Here is a 21,999-nt window from a genome sequence, read left to right on the forward strand (position 1 = left end):
GGAAATTGATTTTTTCTATATTGAGGAAATAGGGAGGTTATAAATAAGGGATTTTGTCAATGACAAAAAATGAACGATCGCTTCAATGGGTAATAGCGGGAATATTCTTCGTAGTATGCTTTGCTTTCTTTCAATGGATTTACCCAAACCATTTGTTCTTCAAAGAGCAGATGAGGATTTTTTTGTATACCACCGATTATTTTATCTCGTTCTGGGATGAGCCGGCTTGGTTGAGCTGTTATGTGGGGAATTTCTTGATACAGTTCTTCCATTTGACTGTGATAGGTCCGTTAATCGTGACGTGCGTGTTGTTGCTCTTATGGTATTACTCTATGCGGGTTTTACGCAAGTTCGGAAATGGTAATATGGTCTCCATATATGCGTTGTTTCCGGTAGCGTTAGAGTGGGGATTGATTTGCCGGTTGTCGTATAGTATAGCGTCTACGCTTACGTTGATTTTCGTGCTATGGCTCTTCTTGGGATACATCCGGATTAAGAATAAGAGAACGTCCGTTTGGGTGGCTTTTATACTTCTTCCCATAATTTATAGCATGGTCGGTAGCCGGCTGTTTGTCTTCTCCTTGATGGTGATATTCTATGAGGGAGCCAAGAATAGGAAACGGTGGTGGTTCTGGCTTTCTCTTTTGTTATCGAGTTATTTATATCCGTTGTTCATGCGTCATTTTTATGGATTGAGCATTGAGGAGGCCTATAAATATTCCCATGTGGATGGCTTGAGCGTATATTTCCCCGCTTTAGCGTTGATTCTAGAGATATTCGCTTTGGAGATTAAAAGTATACGTAGGATACGTCTGAACCGGCATAGCTTGCTTATAACCTTTTTAGTCGTATTTGGATTCTTTTCATTTGTTATAGCGGGTACGAACCGGAAGCGGGAAAAGGTTCTGGCAGTAGACCAAGCGATCTATAGGGGTGATTGGGAGCGAGTCTTGGATTTGTCTGCCGGATTTGATTCTCCCGATATCTTGGTAAGTTATTATAGGAATATCGCTTTCTCCAAGAAGAACGAGTTGCCCCAGAATTTGATGGATCATTATCAACGAGGGGCGGACGCCTTGTTCTTACCGATCGATTTGAGGTCTTCTATACTTCCCGTGTTTTTCAGTAATGAGGTGTATTATCAATTGGGAGATATGGATATGGCCCGTCACCGGGCGATCGAAGGAATCTTGTTCAGCCCTAAACAAAGAAGTGTACGGCAGATCAAGCGGCTGGTGGAGATTGATATGCGGCGAGGGGATATTGAGGAGGCTAGAAAATACCTGAACCTATTGGACGCGACGTTATTTTATCACTCATGGGCAAGGTCGAAGGAGGAACAGTTGAAGGGTGAGGAGACCTTGTCGATGGAGAAACGTTTGCCGAGGAAAAGTGATTGGGAGCGAGAGCACGACATACTAATGTCCATATCCGATTATCCGGGCGTACTGTCAAGTTTGGTGGCGGAATATCCGGAAAATAAACAGGCATTGGATTATTTGTTGTGCTATTATTTACTGAACGAGAATTTGAATAGTTTTAAGAATGCGTTCGATACTTATTATAAAGGAAAATTTGAGGTTGTACCCCGTTTGTATGAGGAGGCTTTGGTACAAGTCTTATCTAAAAGCTCGGACGAGGAGGTGGCCGGTTATCAGATACCTCAAGATGTTATCGAGAATTACCAAGATTACATCCATTGTAAATCGGGTAGAAAAGCAAAGGAGGAATTACGAGAACGTTATTCCTCCACCTATTGGTACTACTCTGACTATATTCATTGAATAATAGTGTAAGTGATCAGCGGTTCGCAAGGAAGGCTAAGGCTTTCTCCATGTCCTCCGGTGTATCTATACCGATCGTTTCTTGCTCTGTGATGCCGACCTTGATTTTATATCCGTTTTCCAACCAGCGTAATTGCTCAAGGCTTTCCGCCAGTTCTAAAGCGGATTGAGGTAATTGGGTGATTTCTTTCAGCACTTGCGCACGATAGGCATATAACCCGATATGCTTGTAAAAGGTATGACTCGGCAACCATTCCGTATATTTCTTGCCCCGGATATAAGGAATAATAGATCGACTGAAATACATAGCCTCGTTGTTATTGTTGAGTACGACTTTCGGGGAATTGGGATTGAATAGGGTACTCTCGAAATCATCGTCCGAACGGAAAGGCTTTACCAATGTCGCTATTTGCGTGTTTGCGTCGGCGAAGCAGGTTTTGATCGTCTGGATTTGCTCGGGATGGATAAAAGGCTCGTCACCTTGGATATTGACAATCACATCATACCCTTCGCCTATTTTCTGATAAGCCTCGTAGCAACGATCCGTACCGCTACGATGTTGATCGGAGGTCATGACGACTTGGCCGCCGAAGGTTTTAACCGCATTCTCTATCCGGATATCGTCGGTAGCTACGCAAACGGAGTCTAAGACATCCTTTACTTGCTCATATACACGTTGTATCATGGGCTTTCCGTTCATATCCGCTAATGGCTTCCCCGGAAAACGGGTAGAGGCGTATCTCGCCGGAATAATTCCTATAAACTTCATCATTCTATATCATTTTGTTAACTGGTTACTACTTTTCCTTCACTTAACTGGATCAACTTATCCCGTTCGCCTACGATCCATACGATATCTCCTTCCTCGAAAACCGTACTAGGAGGCGGATTCTTGATCGAGCTACTTCCACGTTCGATACCGATTACCAAGCAAGCGGCTTTATCACGGATACCGGACTCTATGATGGAGCGGCCGATCAATCGGGAACCTTCCGAGATAATGATTTGCTCCATATTCATCTCTTCCTTTCTTGTGTTCGATTGCTCGGCGTATGATTTCTTGTAGCGTTCCTCCAGATATTTCCTAAAGTGCTCCAGATCATCATCTGCGCCAACTACTACCAGTTTATCGAACGGGTAGAGCCGCTCGTCTCCTCCCGGTATGTTGATTCGCTTCTCTCCCCGGATAATCGTTACGATATTTACGTTGCACTTTTGCCTGAAGTTTAATTCTTTCAGGCTTTTTCCCATACTGGGGGAATTCTGCTTCACCTCGAAATCTGCTAAATGGAGATCTCGTTCTAATAAGTGGTTCGCGAAACGCTGGTTAATCGGGGCTTTTCGCTCTTGCTCCATTTCTCTCGCTACAAGGTTACTGAAAAAATGCCGTTCCATCAAGATCGACTGCCTCTTTAGCCGTTTGGAGAATATCATTAATACGATAACAGCGGAGGCGACCGCCAGCATAATTCCTAGCGCAGCATTCAATAACCGTGCGACAGGAAGCATGACGAGACCGATACAGAGCAGGATTCTGAGGATCACGAGTGATACTAGGGGACCCCGGTTATATTTATTATCGTTCCATAATTGCTGGAACTCCACGGAATGATTCTTTTTCATCATGATCGCCCGCAACATCGGGGAGATCAGAGCTAGGATTAAGATCAAGGAGATTAGACTTCCTTGGATGCCGGGCAAATGTTTACAGATGAACGGAGTCACGATTTGTAGCCATAAAAAGATAAGTACTAGGCAGACGGCGGTATAAGTACCGACGATGCGGACCAAGGCTTTTAGTAACTTATTCCATGCGCTTTTTTGACGGATCGTATTGGAACCGGATGAATATCGCTCCAAGAACTGTTTCCAATTCTCCGGTATGATCCGCTCCGCCCATTTGTAGGTAGGTTCCGCTAGCCGGATCATATAAGGTGTGAAGAATGTCGTGATCACGGATACGGCGACAACGATCGGATACAGATATTGATCCGTCACGTTTAATGATAGTCCCAAACCTGCGATGATGAAGGCGAATTCTCCGATCTGCGCTAACGAGAAACCAGACTGGATGGCTATTTTTATCGGTTGTCCGGACAGTAATACTCCGAAACTGGCGAAACAAATCTGTCCGGCCATGACTACGAGCGTGATAATGAAAATCGGGATTTTGTACTCCCAGAGCATCTGAGGATCGATTAACATGCCTACAGACACGAAGAAAATCGCTCCAAATAAGTCTTTTACGGGTTTTACCAAATGCTCGATCCGTTCAGCGTCAATGGTCTCGGCCAAAATAGAACCCATGACAAAAGCTCCGAGAGCCGATGAGAATCCGGCTTTTGTGGCGATCATAACCATACCAAGGCATAGCCCGATGCTCACGATCAACAGAGTCTCCTCATTTAGGAAGCTTTTTGCCTTTTTCAGAAAAGAGGGGATCAAATAGATCCCGACAACGAAACAGAATAAAAGGAAAATGCCTAATTTGACCACGCTATCCAGCATCTCCATGCCTTCCACGTGTTTACTTACCGCTACGGTAGAAAGTAATACCATTAATAATACGGCGAATAGATCCTCCACCACCAAGATACCGAATACGACACCGGCGAATCGTTGGTTACGCAATCCCATGTCGTCGAATGCCTTGAAGATAATCGTCGTGGAAGACATCGATAACATACCTCCGAGGAAAAGACTGTTCATATGTCCCCAACCCAGTGATAAGCCCGTGATATATCCCGCTGTCATCATACCTATAACAACGGTTATGGCTCCAATGACGGCGGTTCCTCCCACCTTCATCAACTTCTTGAAACTGAAATCGAGCCCCAAAGCGAATAACAGGAAGATAACGCCTATATCAGCCCAGATACGGATACTTTCCACATCTGTAACTGTCGGTATTTGCTCGATGGAAGGTCCGGCGAGTATTCCGGCTACGATATACCCCAATACGACCGGTTGCTTTAACTTTTTGAATAACAGGGTAACCAACCCGGCGGATATGAGTATGACCGCAAGATCTGATATTAGCGCAGGTATCTGAGACATCGTTTATTGTTTTTTCGATTGCCAAAGTTAGGTATTTATTTTAATTTTGTGTCTCAAAACAGAAGCCAAAATGAAGAAGAAACATCCGATTGAAGCGCTTATAGAGCAAGGGGAACATCAACAACTTGATTTCAAGTTTGAGGTGAGCGACAGCAAGAAGATTGCCCGGACATTGAGTGCGTTCGCGAATACAGATGGCGGGCGGCTGCTGATTGGAGTGAAGGATAACGGCGCTATTTCCGGTGTGAGAAGTGAGGAGGAATATTATATGATCGAGGCTGCTTCTAAAATGTATACGCATCCCGAGGTGCCGTTTACAGCTAAGCGCTGGGATGTCAACGGGAAGACCGTATTGGAGGTCTATATCGCCCCAAGCGATGAGAAACCGCATACGGCACCGGATAAAGACGATAAATACAAGGCCTATATCCGGGTTGCAGACGAGAATATATTAGCGAACGAAGTCCTCATGCAAGCATGGAAGAAGCAGAAAACCAAAGAAGGTACATTGCTGAAAATAAGTAAGCCCGTCGAGATCCTGTTTTCTTGGCTCGACGAGCATCCTTATATCAGCATAAAGCAATTTTGCCGTATCGCCCATATCAATTATTATGCGGCCCGTAACATCCTAAGTGATTTGATGGCTATGGGAGCGATGGAATATGTCGTGATCGATAAATGTATTGCCTATAAACGGATCGCATAGACTCGTTTATAGGTTGATTACATAGACTTGCGCGCTCTCGAATCTGACGACTTTGATAGGAGTCCCTTTCTCGATGAAGCCAGACTCCGATACGCCGTCATACAACTCTCCCTCGATAGATACTTTACCCGAAGGACGTAAAACGGTAGCGGCCGTGCCCTCTTTTCCGATCAGTTGTGTCAAATTGGGGCTGGATACCGCTTTTTCCAAATCAGCGTTTAATGCCATTTTCTTTAGCGGTCCTTTATGTCCTATTTTGTTGGATAACCATATCACTAACGTGAATCCGATACCCAGACCTAATAGAACCGTTAAGGCGGCTCTGCCCGTATCCATTCCAGATACGTTTTGAAAATCAAAAACAGTATTGTTCAGTAAGCTCATCGTAAGTCCGCCGACCACGAGAATAATTCCACTTATCCCCGCTATGCCAAAGCCCGGGATCACGAATATCTCCAACATTATTAATATAACGCCGAGAATGAATAACAGGATTTCCCAGTTTTCAGCCAACCCGTCCATATAGAGAGGAGCGAAGTAAAGGATAGCCGCTATTATCGCGGCGGCGGATGGAAAACCAAGCCCCGGGGTTTGCATCTCGAAGTAAATACCACCGATGATAATAATGATTAATAAGCTCTGTATTACCGGACTCATAAAGAAACCTTTTACATTATCGAACCATGAGGGTTCATAACTTTTAATCTCATAGTCCTTACATCCGATATATTCTGTGATTACTTGATCCGGACTCTCGGCGATGCCATCGCAATAACCCCATTTGAGTGCTTCTTGAGAGGTAAGTGTTAATACCTTACCGCTATCGATGAGGTTGGGGACGATCACTCTGTCATCGACCATCGCTTCGGCGATTAAAGGATCTCTTTTCCATTTATAGATCGTGTCGCCGTTTTGTATAAGCGTATCTTTCCCTTGTGCCTCAGCCGTCGAACGGATCATGGAACGCATATAAGATTGATATTTATCAGGTAGAGCCGCACCCGTTTGATTGACAACCGTTGCCGCACCTATATTCGCCCCTTTCCGCATATAGATTTTCTTGCATGCTATGGAAATTAAAGCACCTGCTGAAGCTGCGTTATTATCGATAAATACATATACTGGTATGGGACTATATAAAATAGCCGTTCGCATAGAATCGGCAGATTCCAGTAATCCGCCGTATGTGTTCATATGCAATAAGATGGCATCGGCGTTCAATTGCTTAGCCTCTGATAATCCGTTATGGAGATAAATCCACGTGGTGTTATCGATCTCTTTTTTTATATCAATCGTATATATTAAGGACTTCTCTTTAGCCTCTGATTGAAGAGAGATTGCAAGTATTAATACTATAGCTGTTAATATTGTTAATAAACGTTTCATCTTGTTTGTATTATATTCGTTTTTAATATTTGGTTGAAAATTGTAACTGGCTTGTTGTAAATGTTGATTTTTGTAACTTGTGCAACTTGTAAATAATACTCATTTTCAGTAAGATTTACAACAAAAATATTAAGTTACGATTTTTAATATTAATATTTATCAAAGAACTGTATATCTCCATTTTTAATTTATATATTTGTTGCATCCTTCAATGTTTGAGGGATAATACTTATACAGTATTAAACTTTATTTAACTAGTAAAAATATGAATGCGTTGCAATTTCAGAAAAAATTATTGAGCATGCAAGAAAACATGATGAATTTTGCGCTTATGCTTACAGCGAATAGGGATGATGCCCAAGATCTGATGCAGGACACAACGCTGAAGGTTTTAGACAATCAAGAAAAATTTGTAGACAATATCAATTTTAAGGGCTGGGTCTTGACTGTGATGCGTAACATTTTCATTAACAATTATCACAAGATCGTTCGCACGCAAACTGTCGTAGATCAAGGTGTCGACTTATATAACTTGGATGTCGTGAACGATTCAGGTTTTGACTCTCCGGATGGCGCTTATCAAATTCAAGAGATCACGAAAGCGATCAACGGTTTGAACAATGAGTTGAAGGTTCCATTCTCTATGTTTTTGAGCGGCTATAAGTACAATGAGATCGCTGATAAACTGGATGTTCCTCTGGGGACGGTTAAGAGCCGTATTTTTTTCGCTCGACAAGAATTACAAAAAGTTTTAAAAGATTTTCGTCAAGGATAAAATTTACTTTATATAAAAGAAGCCGTCTTTAACAAAAGACGGCTTTCTTTTTATTCGGCCGGTTGGTATAAATATCTCTTGATGCTTCTTTTGGGTGTTTTCTCGAATTCTTCTTGATACAGCTTGAAACAGGTGATTTTACTGTAATTCGGCATCTCCTCGTTTACTTGGTCAATGTTGGTCTGCATCAACTTCTCGATTTCGGAATGTTGTATACCTGCCTTATCTACTTGCTCCCAATCGGGATAGATGAGGGCGACTAGTTTACCTCCTTGGGAGATGATGAGCGATTCCGCTACATATAGCATATTATTCAAGCGATCCTCGATCTCTTCCGGATAGATATTTTGTCCGCTGGGGCCTAGAATCATGGTTTTACTACGGCCGCGGATATATAAAAATCCATCTTTATCGAGGGTTCCTAGATCGCCGGTACGCATCCATCCGTCAGGCATCATAACGGCTTTCGTAGCCTCCGGATTCTTGTAATAACCGAGCATCACGTTCATACCCTTCACCAATATTTCTCCCACCTTGTTTTCCGGGTCCTCTGAATCGATGCGGACTTCCATACGGTCGACGATACGTCCTACGGAACCGGGCTTAAACTCATCCCATTGCGCATAGGAGACTAGCGGGCCACATTCGGTCATCCCGTAGCCTACGGTATAGCGGAAATGGATGGAATGAAGGAACGTTTCCACTTCTTTATTGATAGCGGCTCCTCCGATAACGATCTCCCCGAAGTTTCCTCCGAAAGACGCCGTTAACTTGGCGGAAATGGTATCCAGCACTTTCTGGTCTATATAGGGGACTTTCAAGAGCAATTTAATCAAAGGCTTCTCCAGTTCGGGGAATACCTTGTTTTTGATGATTTTCTCGATAATCAGAGGTACGGCTAGGATCAGCGCCGGCTTGATCGTCGTGAAAGCTTCCGCTATGATTTTCGGGCTGGGGGTACGTGTGAGGAAGTGTACATGGCAGCCTTTATTCACGGAATTCAATACCTCGAATGCCAATCCGTACATATGGGCCATCGGAAGCATACATACGATATTATCACCCGGATGGATGAACGGTAAATTGTCGTAAGCGAATTGCGTATTACTCCATAAGCTCCGATAGGGGATCATAACCCCTTTCGAGAAACTGGTGGTTCCGGAAGTATAATTAAGTACCGCTAATTCTTCCGGCTTTTCCACGTGATACCGAACATCGTTCGACGTGAATGAACGAGGGTACTTTTTACCGAAATATTCATTAATCCGATCTCTTACTACCCGGACTTCTTTGCTTTTACTGTGAATGATCGAGAAGTTATCCAGCATCATGAACAGTTTCACGTCAGGCATCATGCGTTCATTCATATTCTCCCAGTTGCTGGAAGCGGCAAGGACTGCCTTTGCCTCGGAATGATTTACGATATGATGTATATTATCCGGTTTGAATTCATGTAGGATAGGCACGGCTACGGCTCCATAAGCCAAGATCCCGAAGAAACAGATCGCCCAGTTGGAGGAGTTCCGTCCAACTAAAGCCACCTTATCCCCCTTTTTAATGCCGGCATGCTCTAGGATAATATGAAATTTCTCAATTCGACGAGCTACATCTTTATAATGGAAGGTATGTCCATTATAATCGGAGAACGCCGGGAGATCCCAATGCTCCTTGATGCTATTCTCTATGAGTCCTAAAAAACGATTCTCCATACTAATTTATTTATCAAATAACCATATGACAGGGTGGAAAGTTGTCAAAAGCCAAAGATAGTGCCTTTTCTGTAAATTATGAGTTTCAGTCTGCCGGAAACTGAAATATTCTTTACCTTTGCCTCTCCAAATAGAAGAATATGGTAGCACCTCTGGTAAAACGGATATGGATCTGGTGCAGGAATCTGTTGATCTTCCTGTTTGTATCCAGTATATTGGCGGTAATGGTATATAAATTTGTACCCGTATATTATACGCCATTGATGTTTATTCGTATGTATGAGCAGCATCAGGATGGGAAGAAAATGAAACTCGATCATACGTGGGTTCCTATATCCAAGATCGCCCAGCCTTTGGTTCAAGCGGTCATAGCGTCGGAGGATAACCTGTTCATGGAGCATAATGGCTTTGATGTGGAACAAATCCAGAAGGCACGGGCCGAGGCCGAGAAAGGTAAAAGGGTAAGAGGTGCCAGCACGATTTCCCAGCAGACCGCTAAGAATGTATTTCTTTGGCCGGGGAAAAGTTATTTACGGAAAGGTATCGAGGTCTATTTTACCTTCTTGATCGAATGGATATGGGGAAAGGAACGTATTATGGAAGTCTATCTGAACTCGATAGAGATGGGGGAGGGCATCTATGGCGCGGAGGCGGTAGCGGAGGCTCATTTCGGTAAGCATGCCTACCAATTGACCAAAAGCGAGGCAGCCTTGATAGCGGCCACACTTCCAAATCCCCGGAAGTTTAATTCTGCTAAACCGTCACCTTATATGCTGAAACGACAAGCGAAAATAATTTCCTTAATGGGAAAACTGATAAAAGTAGAAATGGGATATGGTGCCGGGCAAGTTGATCCCGGTACCGGAAAGGTTAAAAAAAGAAAGAAATGGAGAGCTTCCGTTATCATGACTTGGGACGAATCGCTTATGCCGATGCGTTAGAATATCAGACAGCTGCTTTCGAGGTCTTATTGGATGCGAAGGCAACGGGAAAGAAAGAGGATAATCAATTATTCTTTTGTGAGCATTTACCGGTCTTGACGATCGGTAAAAGTGGCAAGGACTCTAATTTGCTTATTCCCGAGGAAACTTTACGGGAACGAGGGGTCTCGTTTTACCATATAAACAGAGGGGGGGATATAACGTATCACGGGCCGGGACAGATTACCGGTTATCCGGTATTTGATCTGGAATATTGGAATCTGGGATTGAAACAATACATCCATATGCTGGAAGAGACGATCATCCGTTTCCTATCGCTTTACGACTTGAAAGGGGAACGTTTGGAAGGGGCGACGGGTGTATGGCTAGACCCTGAAGTACCGGGGCGTGCCCGTAAGATCTGTGCGATTGGCGTGAAAAGCAGCCGGTTCGTTACGATGCATGGCTTTGCTTTGAATATAAATACGGATCTGAGTTACTTTTCATTGATCAACCCTTGTGGTTTTACGGATAAAGGCGTTACCTCCTTGGCTATGGAGTTGGGGGTACCCCAAGACTTTGAGTTGGCAAAAAGTCAATTGAGATCGATTTTCATGGAAATCTTCGCTTGATATGGCAGTCATTCATTTCGCTCCTTTGCAAGGATATACTGATTCGGTTTATAGAGAGGCGCATACCCGAGTATTCGGGGGCGTAGATACCTATTATACTCCTTTCGTAAGGATAGAGAAAGGTGGTTTCCGGAATAAGGACTTGAAGGATATCGCTTGCGATAGAAATAGGCAGGTACATGTCGTACCGCAATTGATCGCTTCCACACCAGACGAGTTTCGGCCGATCGTGCGTTTATTCCAAGAGAATGGATACAAGGAAGCGGATATTAATTTAGGATGCCCTTTCCCTATGCAGGTCCGTGCGCATAGAGGCTCGGGACTTTTGCGGTACAAGGAAGAGGCCGAGTCTTTATTACGTACGATTGAGGAGTTCCCGGATATTTCTTTTTCTATGAAAATGCGTTTGGGGTGGGAGTGTACCGACGAGTCATTCGTGCTTCTTTCCTTATTAAATAAGTTACCTTTGAAGCATATAACCTTGCATCCCCGGTTAGGGATACAGCAATATAAAGGAGCTATCGATTGGGATGGATTCTCTCGTTTTTATGATGAATGTGAACTTCCCTTATATTATAATGGAGATTTAGTGGGGCTGGAAGATATCCGAGGAATAAAGGAGCGTTTTCCGGGGCTTGCCGGGATCATGCTGGGACGAGGGTTATTGGCCTCTCCTTGGCTGGCCACTGAGTTTGTGTCCGGACAGGTCTTGACCGTGAATGAGAGGCGGGATAAACTAGTCATGTTCCATGAGTCGTTGATGGATGAATATGCTGCCCGGTTGGAAGGTGGCGAGCATCAGGTATTATCTAAAATGAAGACAATCTGGGATTATCTTTTGCCGGAGGCCGATAAAAGGCTTCGCAAGAAAGTATTGAAAAGTACTTCCCTTACTTCTTATCAGTCGGCAGTGAAAGATTTGTTGAGTCTTTGACTACGGGAGGGACATTCGTAGAGTCTTTGGGGATCAAGGGTAAAAGAGGCCTCTTTCTTCTCCTGAAAATCTCAGAGAAGTTCGTGAAGTCTTTCCGGTACATGATACCTACACCTTGTATGGTTAATGCTTGCTTCAGGCCGAAATACATATCTCTGGCATGGTTATAAGCCTTTAGCCGGATCTCACCGGAGGGGGTCAACTTATATTCTAGGTCGAACTCTCCGATAAAAGTGTTATTTTTGCCTGTAGTGACCGTATTTCTCATACCGAAATTACCATTGATCAATAAGCGGTTGTTTAGCAACTGGCTGGATAATATCATCTCATATTCCGTGTCTTCCTTGAAACCGTCCTGTCCCGCTCGTATGTTTGTCCCTATTTGTACTTTATCCGTGAAACTACCTAATAGATTGGATAATTGCGCTGAGATAGCGGATGAAGCCACGGCGTTTAACTCGCTAGACTTATAACTCGTTTGGGCATATTCTGGTGTGTAGAATTTATTTAACACCAGCAAATAAACAATTTGCCGAGTCATCATATCCTCTGTGTCTATAAACGCTTTGACTTGACGCTCTAATTCCTCGTTAGAGTTCGGAAATTCTAAGTCGAAGGAAATAGACGGGCTGCGCAATGCGCCTTTAAGGTTTAAGACGCAATTGACGGGTATGTTTGTTCGAGAACTTTCTTGTAAGAGACTCTGATCCAAGTCTCCGATATTTGCGGTCAGATTGTAGATCGCATTGATATCCATATGGGCATTAAAGGGATCGCCACGGAAATTGATCGTGCTACCGTCTCTGATCTTAAAGTCTTTATGGATGATTTGCTGTAAGCTGAAATTATAGTTTCCTTGTACGATATTCACGTCGCCATACATACGAAGATCACTTCTTGTTCCATATTGTATTTGTAAACTTCCACTGGCGTTTCCTTTGATACGGTCTCCCGCTATCGGGTCCATGATTAGCTCTATATCGGCATCGGGTGTGATATCAAGGAGGAAGTTCATTCGTAGCTCGGCTCCCTCGTCTGTCTCGTGTACGATATTCAATGGGTGTGTGGACGTGGAATCTACGTTAGCGGCCAACTTGCTTTTATCGACGAACGTGATAAAATCATAGTCCGTAGCCGAGTTCTTATTCATGAAGTCCAGATAAATAGCGGTCTTAGGTTCGCTTTTCATATTAATATCAAAGTCGATCAACTTACCGTTACCCTTGATCTGCGCCGTTCCACTGGCGAATACAGTTCCGTAAATCAGCGGATTCTTTTTCTGGTTGGCGTTATACATCAACATATTATTGCCTTGCACGTTTACGAGGAAGCTATAATCCCGGAAATGCAAATGGTTGAACTTGAGGCTGACTTTCCCTAGGTTGCCGAATTGATCCTTGACCGTGATATTCCGTAAATTGACGGATGTAGAGTCAAGGTGGACGGAATCGGAGAAGGTATAATACGTATCCAAGAAATCAACGCCTACCCCTCCATCCATGACATAGGCATCTCCCTCGACATTCAGCTCCTTAAAGGGGCCGTGCAAATGTATACTTCCGAATCCCCGGCCTTGCAAGTTCTTTACGACCGTATCGACAAAGGGCTGCAAGAAAGCTAGATTGATATCATTGGCATCGAAATACAAGGATAGCCCCGCATTGGGTCCGACCGGGAATACATAGCCGTTTACATCCGTCCAAGTGCTGTCGTTCTTGTAGATGCTTCCCAGCATAAGGATACCTTTCTGTGCGTCGTCCCATTCGCTGAAGAGATTGAGGCGACCCAAGGGGGTTTGGTTGAATGAGAAATTCTTTACTTCCAGATCCGTGTTTAGCATACGGCTATTGAATAAATCATTCACGTAGAACTTACCGGTAGCCTCACCTCCGAATTGCAAGACTGGGATATTCAATACGTCGAAGACATAACTCAGCTCTATTTGCTTCAAGTCTACCAATAAAGTATCTGCCGGATCTTTTGAGATCGTCCCTTCCATAGATAAATACTGGGTCTCATGATCTACCCGGAAATGCTCGATACCGATCTTGCCCTCACGAATCGTTATATTCGCCGGATTGATGGTCCAGAGCGTGTCTTTAATAATGAGGGGGCTTTTATTCAACGTGACTTCCGTACGTAACTTGGCCGGCCCTTTCTCGCTTTCCTCTTCGACAAAAAGGGTAGAGGCGGAGATGTCGGCCTTAAATAACCGCTCTTTATTATTCGCCCAGCCAATCAGGGTGTTCACCAGATTATCTTTAGCGTCTGCTTTGATATCAAGGTAGTTACGCAGTCCCTTGTCGTTATAATTAATCGTTTTTAATTGTAGGTTTACCTTATCGTTCGGATTGTCGCAAACCAAGTAGCCGGATTCGAACATGGATTTCCCGAGATTGAACTTCGGAAGCCACGCCTCGATACGGAACTTATTATAAATATTATTATAATGTCCCGTGATCCGTCCGGGTTGCACCATCGTGAACGGTAGTTTTAATGTCGTAGAAAGCGCTTCCGTATTCTCGATCGTTAATAGGAGGGCGAAGTTATTCTCTTTCACGATTTGTTTTTTCTGGGTCGTGTTGATCAAGGCTGGCACATATCCCTTGAACGTATTCATAAGGCTGGGGATTAGCGTGTTGAATGAGTAAGACCCGGTGACCTCTCCATTCAAGATATCGGACGTTATGGTTAATTGCCGGTCGAGACTATGCCCCGAGGCAACTACTTCGAATTTCTTAAGGAAGAAGCTGCTGGGAGTGGTCTCGAAAGAAAGACTGTCCAACGTGATGCTACCTTCCAGATTATCGATATTATCTCCGGTGAAATCCGCGTTTAAAGCCAAGGAGATATTCGGCGCCTCATATTTGTCTGTCAGGTTCAATCGGTCCGGCCGGAAATGATCGAGGCGGGCGGTGAAATTAAACAAGGAGTTTTGCCCTTGGTGCTGGAAGATGCCTTGGGCGTGTAACTCGCCATTGGGATCGTTTACATGGATAGTCCCATCGAAACTACTCTTCCTGAAATTACCGGAAAGATTTATATCCTTGTATTTATAAGCTTTATAATCGAACTCCTTGACTTGTGCTTGGATATTTCCGGAGAAATTTCCGCCAACAGGTCTACGGGTATCGATATTGATGTCGAAGCGAGCCTCCCCGAAAGGATTATTCTCACCAAATAACTCATGGAGCCGCAAGCTGCTGGAGGCGATGCGTCCCCGTAGGTAAGCGGCTATATTCTTATCCTTGTTGCTACCGAATATCAAGTCTGTCTGTATGGAGCCGATGGAAGACGATAATTTTCCGAAAGCGACTAGGTTATCAAAAAAGCCTGATATCTCGCCCGTGAAATTGATCGTCCCCAATTTGACGACCGGGGCCGGGAGACTCTTCGGACGCTCATTGAAGTTATTGGCCAGACTGGAGATGCCGTCTGTCGTGATATACATCTTATTCACCTTCCCTAAAAGATACGTTTCCTCAGGATAGGTGATGTTTTTCAGTTCCATCTGGCCGATAAACAGCATCTTATCGCTATACTTCAAGGTGAGGCGCTTCAAGTTAAAATTATTGATGTAGCCGTTTGCCTCGGCCGATAACTCAATCGTGTCGGCGAAGTTCTTGAACGCCGGGACGAAAGGGGATAAGTCTTTCAGGCAGATTTGCGAAGGTGTTATATTCAAATCGATCGGAGCGTTGTTCAAGAGAGCGGGAAGGCTATCGATCTCGCTTAAATCGATCCGGGCACGCCCGATCTTCAAGTTTGTCTGCGGCAAGCGTACCTCGAAGTCCTGCACGAAAGCGCTATCCCGGTTCCCGACCACGTTCAGCGATAACTTATTCAAGGAGAAACCGGATGCCTCATCGAAACTCATCTTCTTGATATGGGCGTTCACGCTGTCCTTGTTAAAAGCCTTGAGGGATATCTTGGCACTCAGGTTCTTGATATCGATATGCTTGGCGTTGAACTTTCCCGGGGTCTCTTTCTCGCTATCCACGTTATAGCTGAAATTACCTCTTCGGATCATGATGGAGTTGAAACGGAGATCGATATTCTTCTCTTTCTTTATCGAATCCTTGCTGGCGAAAGCGTCGATGACGAATTGCAGGTTCAAGGGGCTTTCGGGCGTATGTTTTCGTAGGTTGAAGGAGAAACCGAACAAACGTACCGTCGTGAAGACGAACTTCCCTTCCAGTAACGGCATGATCTCGAATCCCGCCGCCACATGGTTCGCCTCGAACATGACTTTCCCGTCTTGGTCTTCCAGATAAAGCCCTTCCAGTACTAGGCGATTGAACCATTCGATATCCACGTTACCGATCTTTACGGGCACACCGAGGTGGCCGGATAACTGGGTCGTGGCTACTTCTGATACTTTGTTTTGAATATAAGGAATTCTCAGTAAGATGCCCGGCAACGCATAGAATATCCAGAATAATGTAAGCAGGGTAATGATTATGTATTTAAGTCCTCTGATATCTTTTCTATTTATTTAGCGCAAATCTACAACAATATCGCGATAGATTTCGTTAATTCGCGGAAAAAAGAATGAAGATATGAGTATAACGATATTAGGAATCGAGTCTTCTTGCGATGACACTTCCTCTTCGGTGATCCGTGACGGCGTGATGCTGTCCAACGTAATAGCCAGTCAAGCCGTTCATGAGGCCTATGGCGGGGTTGTCCCCGAGTTGGCTTCCCGTGCCCATCAGCAGAATATTATTCCGGTAGTAGCCGAGGCCATCAAGCGTGCCGGCATTGATAAGTCCGAGTTGAGTGCCGTGGCGTTTACTCGTGGACCGGGTTTGATGGGTTCTTTATTGGTCGGGACCTCGTTCACCAAGGGTTTGGCCGCTTCCTTGGATATCCCGATGATCGAGGTCAATCACTTACAGGCTCACGTGTTGGCTCATTTTATCAAGGAGACTCCGGACGATGACCATGCTCCCTCGTTTCCTTTCCTTTGCTTGTTGGTTTCGGGCGGTAACTCGCAAATCATAAAGGTGAACGCTTATAATGATATGGAGGTGATCGGCCAGACGATCGACGACGCCGCAGGAGAGGCTTTCGACAAATGCGCTAAGGTGATGGGACTGGGTTATCCTGGTGGCCCAGTCGTGAATCGTTTGGCGAACGAGGGTAATCCGAATGCCTTTACGTTCAGCAAGCCGCATATCCCCGGATATGATTATAGCTTCAGTGGCCTGAAGACCTCCTTTTTATATACCTTGCGTGATCATTTGAAAGATGATCCGGATTTTATTGAGAAGAACAAGCGAGACCTATGCGCTTCCTTGCAAGCTACGGTAATCGATATCTTGATGAGTAAATTGCGTAAGGCTGCGAAGGATTTGCATATAAAGGAAGTAGCTGTCGCCGGAGGTGTATCGGCCAATTCCGGTTTGCGTGAGGCATTCTTGGATCACGCAAAACGTTATGGCTGGAAAGTGCATATCCCGAAGTTCTCGTTCACCACGGATAACGCCGCTATGGTAGCTATCACGGGATATTATAAGTATATGGATAAGGAGTTCTGTCCGATGGATGCCGCTCCTTTTTCTAGGGTTGTCTTATAGGAAAAGATAGTTTTGCTATAGAGAAACAAAAGTTTCTTCTAGGGAAAACAAAAGTTTCTTCCTAATGAAACTATTGTTTTCCCATAATGAAACTCCTAGTATCATTATAACAATGGAAGTAGATGATTTACCAATAGAGTTAGAGGTAGCGGACGCACTCAAATCAGGACACCTGATGATGGGTACGGCAGAGAGTTGTACAGGCGGAAAGATTGCCAGCATGATAACCTCCATGGCGGGCAGCTCGGAATACTTCACCGGGGGCGTGGTAGCCTATTGCAACGAGGTGAAGCATCATGTGCTCGGTGTCTCCGAGGCGGACTTGAACACTTTCGGGGCCGTAAGCCAGCCGGTCGTGGAGCAGATGGCCCGTGGGACTATGCGGGTATTGGGATGTGATTGTGCCGTCGCTACCTCCGGGATCGCCGGGCCGGGAGGCGGGACTCCCTCGAAACCGGTGGGAACGGTATGGATTGCCGCCGCTTATAAGGAGAGGATTCTCTCCGAGTGCTATCATTTCGGGGAGAATCCTCGTATGGAGAACATTCGCTTGTCGGCAGAGGCGGCGTTGCGTATGTTGCTCGGATTGATTCGTGAGTAAAGGGACTATCGCTTAATGGGCGATCTCGTCCACGATTCGTTTATAGCCTTCCTCGTTCGGGTGTAATCCGTCTGAGAATAAGGATTCGTTTATCTTGCCGTCTTCCTGAAGCAACTTCGTACCCGGGTTCTTGAACGTGTACCATCCGGTCTCGGCTATTTGACGGATGCGGAGATTGAGATTCCTTACCCGTTCTTCTTGGTTACGGCGGGGCAAGATGCCGATTACCTTGATCTTGGCCTCCGGCTGCCGTTGCCTGATGGCGGAAAGCAAGAAACGAATGCCTTCCACGATCTCGTTGTCATTGTTGATTCCGATGTTATTCGTGCCGATCATCAATACTACTTCCTCAGCCTTGTATCCATCCAATTCACCATGATAGACTCTCCAAAGTACGTTCTCGATACGGTCGAAACCATATCCGAGATTGTGGAATCCAGCCGGACGCATGATTTTCTCCCATGTTTCCATACCTCGCACGGACGGTCCTTTGGGCTCTCCTCCCCAGAAATGCGTGATGGAATTACCTAGGATCACCCGTCGAGGCGGGTTGCTTTGATTCAGCGAGAGAATATCCCGGTGACGTTTTTGCCATTCGTAATTATTGGGTTCCCGGCGCTGGGTGACAGGCATTGTGGTAGAGAGGTCTCCTTTGGGGATGCGTAATATCTCCCGTACTTTCCGCTCTACGGCGTTCGCTTGTGTTTCCATGCCCCAGTCGGAAGGATGGACGTAATCTACCCAAGCATCCGGGTGCAGTCCCAGCTCTTCTCGTGTAAGGTAGTAGATATCTTTTATCCCTTGTGCCTGCAATTCCTCGAATGCTTTTTTAGCTCCTTCGTTCATGCGCACATAATCTTGTAGCTTCGTATCGTCGGCGAGTGCGTTGCTATATCCGGCATGCTCCACCAATAAGATCGGAGAGGAGTGGGTGGCACGTATTTGCTTGACTGCGTCCGATACGAGTTGCGTGATCTCATCTTTGCTCTTTGGCGTGAGGTTGGGCAGGCAGTCAAGGATATAAAGGCGTGCGTCTATCTCACAAATAAAATCCAATACCTCTTTCTCTAAACGTCCGTTACCGGAGAAGCCTAGGTTGATAAGCGGATATCCCAGTGAACGCTGCAAGATCGTGCCCCAAGTCATGCCCGGACGGGAGGCGCATGCGCCTTGGGCGATCGAGGTTCCGTATAAAAGAATCGGTTTCTCGGGCGATACGGGGATAAACGTAAGCTCATCGTTTTCGGGCACGCCGATTTCCAACCACTTTATCGTATTATAAGGAGGCAGGTAGAGGCGGAACTCATAGCCCCTGTCATGATACAGATCTTTGCCTATGTTCGTATAATGATATTGAAGCGTATCTCCGGAAGGATAACCGCCGAAATAAAATCTCCATTGGCCATCGCTATCGATACTATATAGATCTACGCCGGATACGCCTGTCGTGGGCATATGTGGCATATTCAGCGGTCCGCTTACTTGATAGCGTACTTTTAGTTCAGGGGCGTTGCTGAAAAAATGAATCGCCAACCCGGCGGAGTTGCGCGATAAATCCCAGACGGGTTTACGTACCTTGCCTTCGGCTCTTTGGGGAAGCCGGACGTAGCTGTCTCCGATCTCTTCGGTCCATCCTTGGTTTTGTATGACAGGGAATCCGCATTCGAGCGGGTTGAGCCATTTCCATTGTGCGTGGGCGGATAGAGCCGTGAGGCATACGAGCGTTAAGAAGATTTTGTGAAGTCTCATCATTCTGGTATTATTTGTTTTTTGTTATGAATATGACAAAGATAATATATATTTGTATTCATAAACAAACTTAAATCAATAAACCATGAGTAAAAACATTCTATTTGCTTTTCTCTTTTTAATGGGCGCTATCCCGTCGATCGCCCAGAAGAATTACCAAGTCCAGTCTCCAAACCGGGATATAAAGGTGGAGGTTACGGTAGCCGATAAAGTCACTTTCGCTATCGTACAGGATCATTCGGAGGTGATGAATTCTGCCGTATCTATGACTTTACAAGGAGGTGAGGTACTTGGCGCTAACCCGAAAGTCTTGAAAGTGACGAAGACCTCGGTAGACAAGGAGATACCCTCTCCGTTCTATAAGAAGGACGTAGTAAAGGATATCTATAATGAGATGCAAATCTCGTTCCGGGGAAACTACGGGCTGGTTTTTAGGGTGTATAACGATGGAGTCGCTTACCGTTTCACGACGAAAAGAAAGGAACCGATCGTTATTGCCGATGAGGAGGCCGTCTATAATTTTCCCTCGGATTATAAGACATTCACCGCTTACGTGAATAGTACGAAGCCGACGTTCGAGGAGCAATTTTTCAATTCCTTCGAGCAGCCCTACGCAAACGAGACGATCACTGGCCTGAATGATAAACGCCTGAAGATCCTGCCTCTTTTGGTGGATCTGGGAGATGGTCGCAAGATCTGTATCACGGAAGCCGATCTGGAGGATTTCCCCGGGATGTTCTTGAATAACGAGACGGGAAAACCTTCCTTGAAAGCGGTTCATGCGCCTTATCCGAAAGTGAAGGAGCAAGGTGGCCATAATCAGTTACAGATGTTGGTGAAAGAGCGTGAGAACTATATCGCCAAAACATCCGGAACCCGTTCTTTCCCTTGGCGTGCGTTTATAATCTCCCGGAATGATAAGGAGTTGGCCGATTGCGATATGGTCTACCGTCTGGCTTCTCCCTCCCGGGTAAACGATATCTCTTGGATCAAGCCGGGTAAGGTGGCTTGGGATTGGTGGAACGACTGGAATCTATACGGTGTGGATTTCCGTGCCGGAATCAATAATCCCACCTATAAATATTATATCGACTTCGCCGCCGAGCATGGCATCGAGTACGTAATCTTGGATGAGGGCTGGGCCGTGAACCTGCAAGCGGACATGATGCAAGTAATACCGGAGATCGATCTTCAAGAATTGGTGGATTACGGTAAGTCCAAGAATGTCGGAATTATCCTTTGGGCGGGTTATTGGGCTTTCGCCCGTGATATGGAGAATGTCGTGAAGCATTATTCGGATATGGGCGTGAAAGGCTTCAAGGTGGATTTCTTGGATCGTGACGATCAGGAAATGGTGAACTTTGTTTATAAAGCCTCCGAGGTATGCGCTAAATATAAGATGCTAGTGGATTTCCATGGCGTATTCAAGCCGACAGGTCTTCAACGGACCTATCCGAACGTGTTGAACTATGAGGGTGTGAATGGTTTGGAGCAAATGAAGTGGTCTTCCGAGAAGGAGTTCGATATGGTGACGTATGATGTCACGATCCCATTTATCCGTATGATCGCCGGCCCGATGGATTATACGCAAGGTGCTATGCGTAACGCCGCCAGAGGTAATCATCGGTCGGTAAACTCGGAGCCGATGAGCCAAGGAACCCGTTGCCGCCAGTTGGCTACTTACGTGATCTTCGAGTCTCCTTTCAATATGCTGTGCGATGCCCCGTCTAATTATAGGAGGGAAAAGGAATGTACGGAGTTTATCTCTAACATTCCGACCATCTGGGATGAGACGGTCTCATTGGCTGGAAAGGTCTCCGAGTATGTAGCGATCGCCCGCCGTCATGGTAATGATTGGTATATCGGGGCGTTGACCAACTGGACGCCGAGGGAGCTGGATTTAGACCTGTCTTTCTTGGGCGAAGGTGATTATACTTTGGAATTATTCAAGGATGGCATAAATGCCGATCGTGCCGCCCGTGATTATAAGAAAGAGGTAATCCCAGTCCCGACAGATCGCAAATTAAAGATCCATATGGCTCCCGGTGGAGGCTATGCGGCTCGTATCCAGAAACGATAATTCTTTTTTCGTCTAAAGCGATCCTGCCTTTCGTCGAATAAACGCTTGCGTTCATAGGCGCAGGCGTTAGATTCGTTTACTTTTATA

The 21,999-nt window shown here is 45.3% G+C and carries 15 protein-coding genes; 9 read left to right on the plus strand and 6 right to left on the minus strand.

Annotation, left to right across the window (positions count from 1 at the left end; translation table 11 throughout):
* The first annotated feature begins 59 nt into the window (after window positions 1-59).
* Complete coding sequence (locus CI959_RS14755) at window positions 60-1,784, plus strand: DUF6057 family protein (protein WP_036630262.1); 1,725 nt, start codon at window positions 60-62, stop codon at window positions 1,782-1,784.
* A 16-nt stretch (window positions 1,785-1,800) separates the two neighbouring features.
* Here the strand turns inward: CI959_RS14755 and kdsB are convergent, their stop codons facing one another.
* Complete coding sequence (gene kdsB, locus CI959_RS14760) at window positions 1,801-2,553, minus strand: 3-deoxy-manno-octulosonate cytidylyltransferase (RefSeq protein WP_034527937.1); 753 nt, start codon at window positions 2,551-2,553, stop codon at window positions 1,801-1,803.
* A 17-nt stretch (window positions 2,554-2,570) separates the two neighbouring features.
* The gene (locus CI959_RS14765) at window positions 2,571-4,841 is read right to left on the minus strand and encodes a cation:proton antiporter (RefSeq protein ID WP_005855680.1); all 2,271 of its coding nucleotides are present in this window, start codon (window positions 4,839-4,841) and stop codon (window positions 2,571-2,573) included.
* 70 nt (window positions 4,842-4,911) lie between these two features.
* Here CI959_RS14765 and CI959_RS14770 point away from each other — a divergent pair, with 70 nt between their 5' ends.
* The gene (locus CI959_RS14770) at window positions 4,912-5,547 is read left to right on the plus strand and encodes a helix-turn-helix domain-containing protein (RefSeq protein WP_005855682.1); all 636 of its coding nucleotides are present in this window, start codon (window positions 4,912-4,914) and stop codon (window positions 5,545-5,547) included.
* 6 nt (window positions 5,548-5,553) lie between these two features.
* On the opposite strand, the gene CI959_RS14775 is transcribed toward CI959_RS14770, so the two are convergent.
* The gene (locus CI959_RS14775; RefSeq protein WP_005855684.1) at window positions 5,554-6,933 is read right to left on the minus strand and encodes a nodulation protein NfeD; all 1,380 of its coding nucleotides are present in this window, start codon (window positions 6,931-6,933) and stop codon (window positions 5,554-5,556) included.
* A 265-nt stretch (window positions 6,934-7,198) separates the two neighbouring features.
* Between CI959_RS14775 and CI959_RS14780 the strand changes: the two genes are divergently transcribed.
* Complete coding sequence (locus CI959_RS14780) at window positions 7,199-7,708, plus strand: RNA polymerase sigma factor (protein ID WP_005855686.1); 510 nt, start codon at window positions 7,199-7,201, stop codon at window positions 7,706-7,708.
* Window positions 7,709-7,758: 50 nt separating this feature from the next.
* Here CI959_RS14780 and CI959_RS14785 read toward each other — a convergent pair whose 3' ends face one another.
* Window positions 7,759-9,417 carry an AMP-binding protein gene (locus CI959_RS14785; protein ID WP_005855687.1) on the minus strand — a complete coding sequence of 553 codons (1,659 nt, stop codon included), beginning with the start codon at window positions 9,415-9,417 and terminating at the stop codon, window positions 7,759-7,761.
* 140 nt (window positions 9,418-9,557) lie between these two features.
* Between CI959_RS14785 and mtgA the strand changes: the two genes are divergently transcribed.
* The 3 genes from mtgA to CI959_RS14800 are packed head-to-tail and all read left to right on the plus strand — an operon-like array spanning window position 9,558 to window position 11,903.
* Entirely contained in the window at window positions 9,558-10,358 is an 801-nt protein-coding gene (gene mtgA, locus CI959_RS14790) for a monofunctional biosynthetic peptidoglycan transglycosylase (RefSeq protein ID WP_011966042.1), read from the plus strand.
* Window positions 10,304-10,969, plus strand: coding sequence for a lipoyl(octanoyl) transferase LipB (lipB, locus tag CI959_RS14795; protein WP_005855691.1), 666 nt, complete (start codon window positions 10,304-10,306; stop codon window positions 10,967-10,969). The genes mtgA and lipB overlap by 55 nt, the downstream gene beginning before the upstream one ends.
* Window position 10,970: 1 nt before the next feature.
* Window positions 10,971-11,903 (plus strand): tRNA-dihydrouridine synthase family protein, encoded by a 933-nt coding sequence (locus tag CI959_RS14800; RefSeq protein ID WP_005855693.1) that lies wholly within the window; start codon window positions 10,971-10,973, stop codon window positions 11,901-11,903.
* Here CI959_RS14800 and CI959_RS14805 read toward each other — a convergent pair.
* A complete protein-coding gene (locus CI959_RS14805; protein WP_057317734.1) occupies window positions 11,860-16,323 on the minus strand; it encodes a translocation/assembly module TamB domain-containing protein in 4,464 nt (1,487 codons plus the stop codon). The two genes, CI959_RS14800 and CI959_RS14805, sit on opposite strands and share 44 nt — an antisense overlap.
* Before the next feature lie 139 nt (window positions 16,324-16,462).
* Here CI959_RS14805 and tsaD point away from each other — a divergent pair, with 139 nt between their 5' ends.
* Together tsaD and CI959_RS14815 are read left to right on the plus strand one after the other, a co-directional pair.
* The gene (tsaD, locus tag CI959_RS14810) at window positions 16,463-17,482 is read left to right on the plus strand and encodes a tRNA (adenosine(37)-N6)-threonylcarbamoyltransferase complex transferase subunit TsaD (RefSeq protein WP_008780953.1); all 1,020 of its coding nucleotides are present in this window, start codon (window positions 16,463-16,465) and stop codon (window positions 17,480-17,482) included.
* 64 nt (window positions 17,483-17,546) lie between these two features.
* Entirely contained in the window at window positions 17,547-18,083 is a 537-nt protein-coding gene (locus tag CI959_RS14815) for a CinA family protein (protein WP_005855698.1), read from the plus strand.
* A 12-nt stretch (window positions 18,084-18,095) separates the two neighbouring features.
* Here the strand turns inward: CI959_RS14815 and CI959_RS14820 are convergent, their stop codons facing one another.
* The gene (locus CI959_RS14820) at window positions 18,096-19,835 is read right to left on the minus strand and encodes an SGNH/GDSL hydrolase family protein (protein WP_036630266.1); all 1,740 of its coding nucleotides are present in this window, start codon (window positions 19,833-19,835) and stop codon (window positions 18,096-18,098) included.
* A gap of 82 nt (window positions 19,836-19,917) precedes the next feature.
* Here CI959_RS14820 and CI959_RS14825 point away from each other — a divergent pair, with 82 nt between their 5' ends.
* The gene (locus CI959_RS14825) at window positions 19,918-21,912 is read left to right on the plus strand and encodes a glycoside hydrolase family 97 protein (RefSeq protein WP_005855702.1); all 1,995 of its coding nucleotides are present in this window, start codon (window positions 19,918-19,920) and stop codon (window positions 21,910-21,912) included.
* Window positions 21,913-21,999 lie beyond the last annotated feature (87 nt).

Origin of the sequence: Parabacteroides sp. AT13 (assembly GCF_002272965.1) — a bacterium.
Lineage (GTDB): Bacteria > Bacteroidota > Bacteroidia > Bacteroidales > Tannerellaceae > Parabacteroides > Parabacteroides distasonis.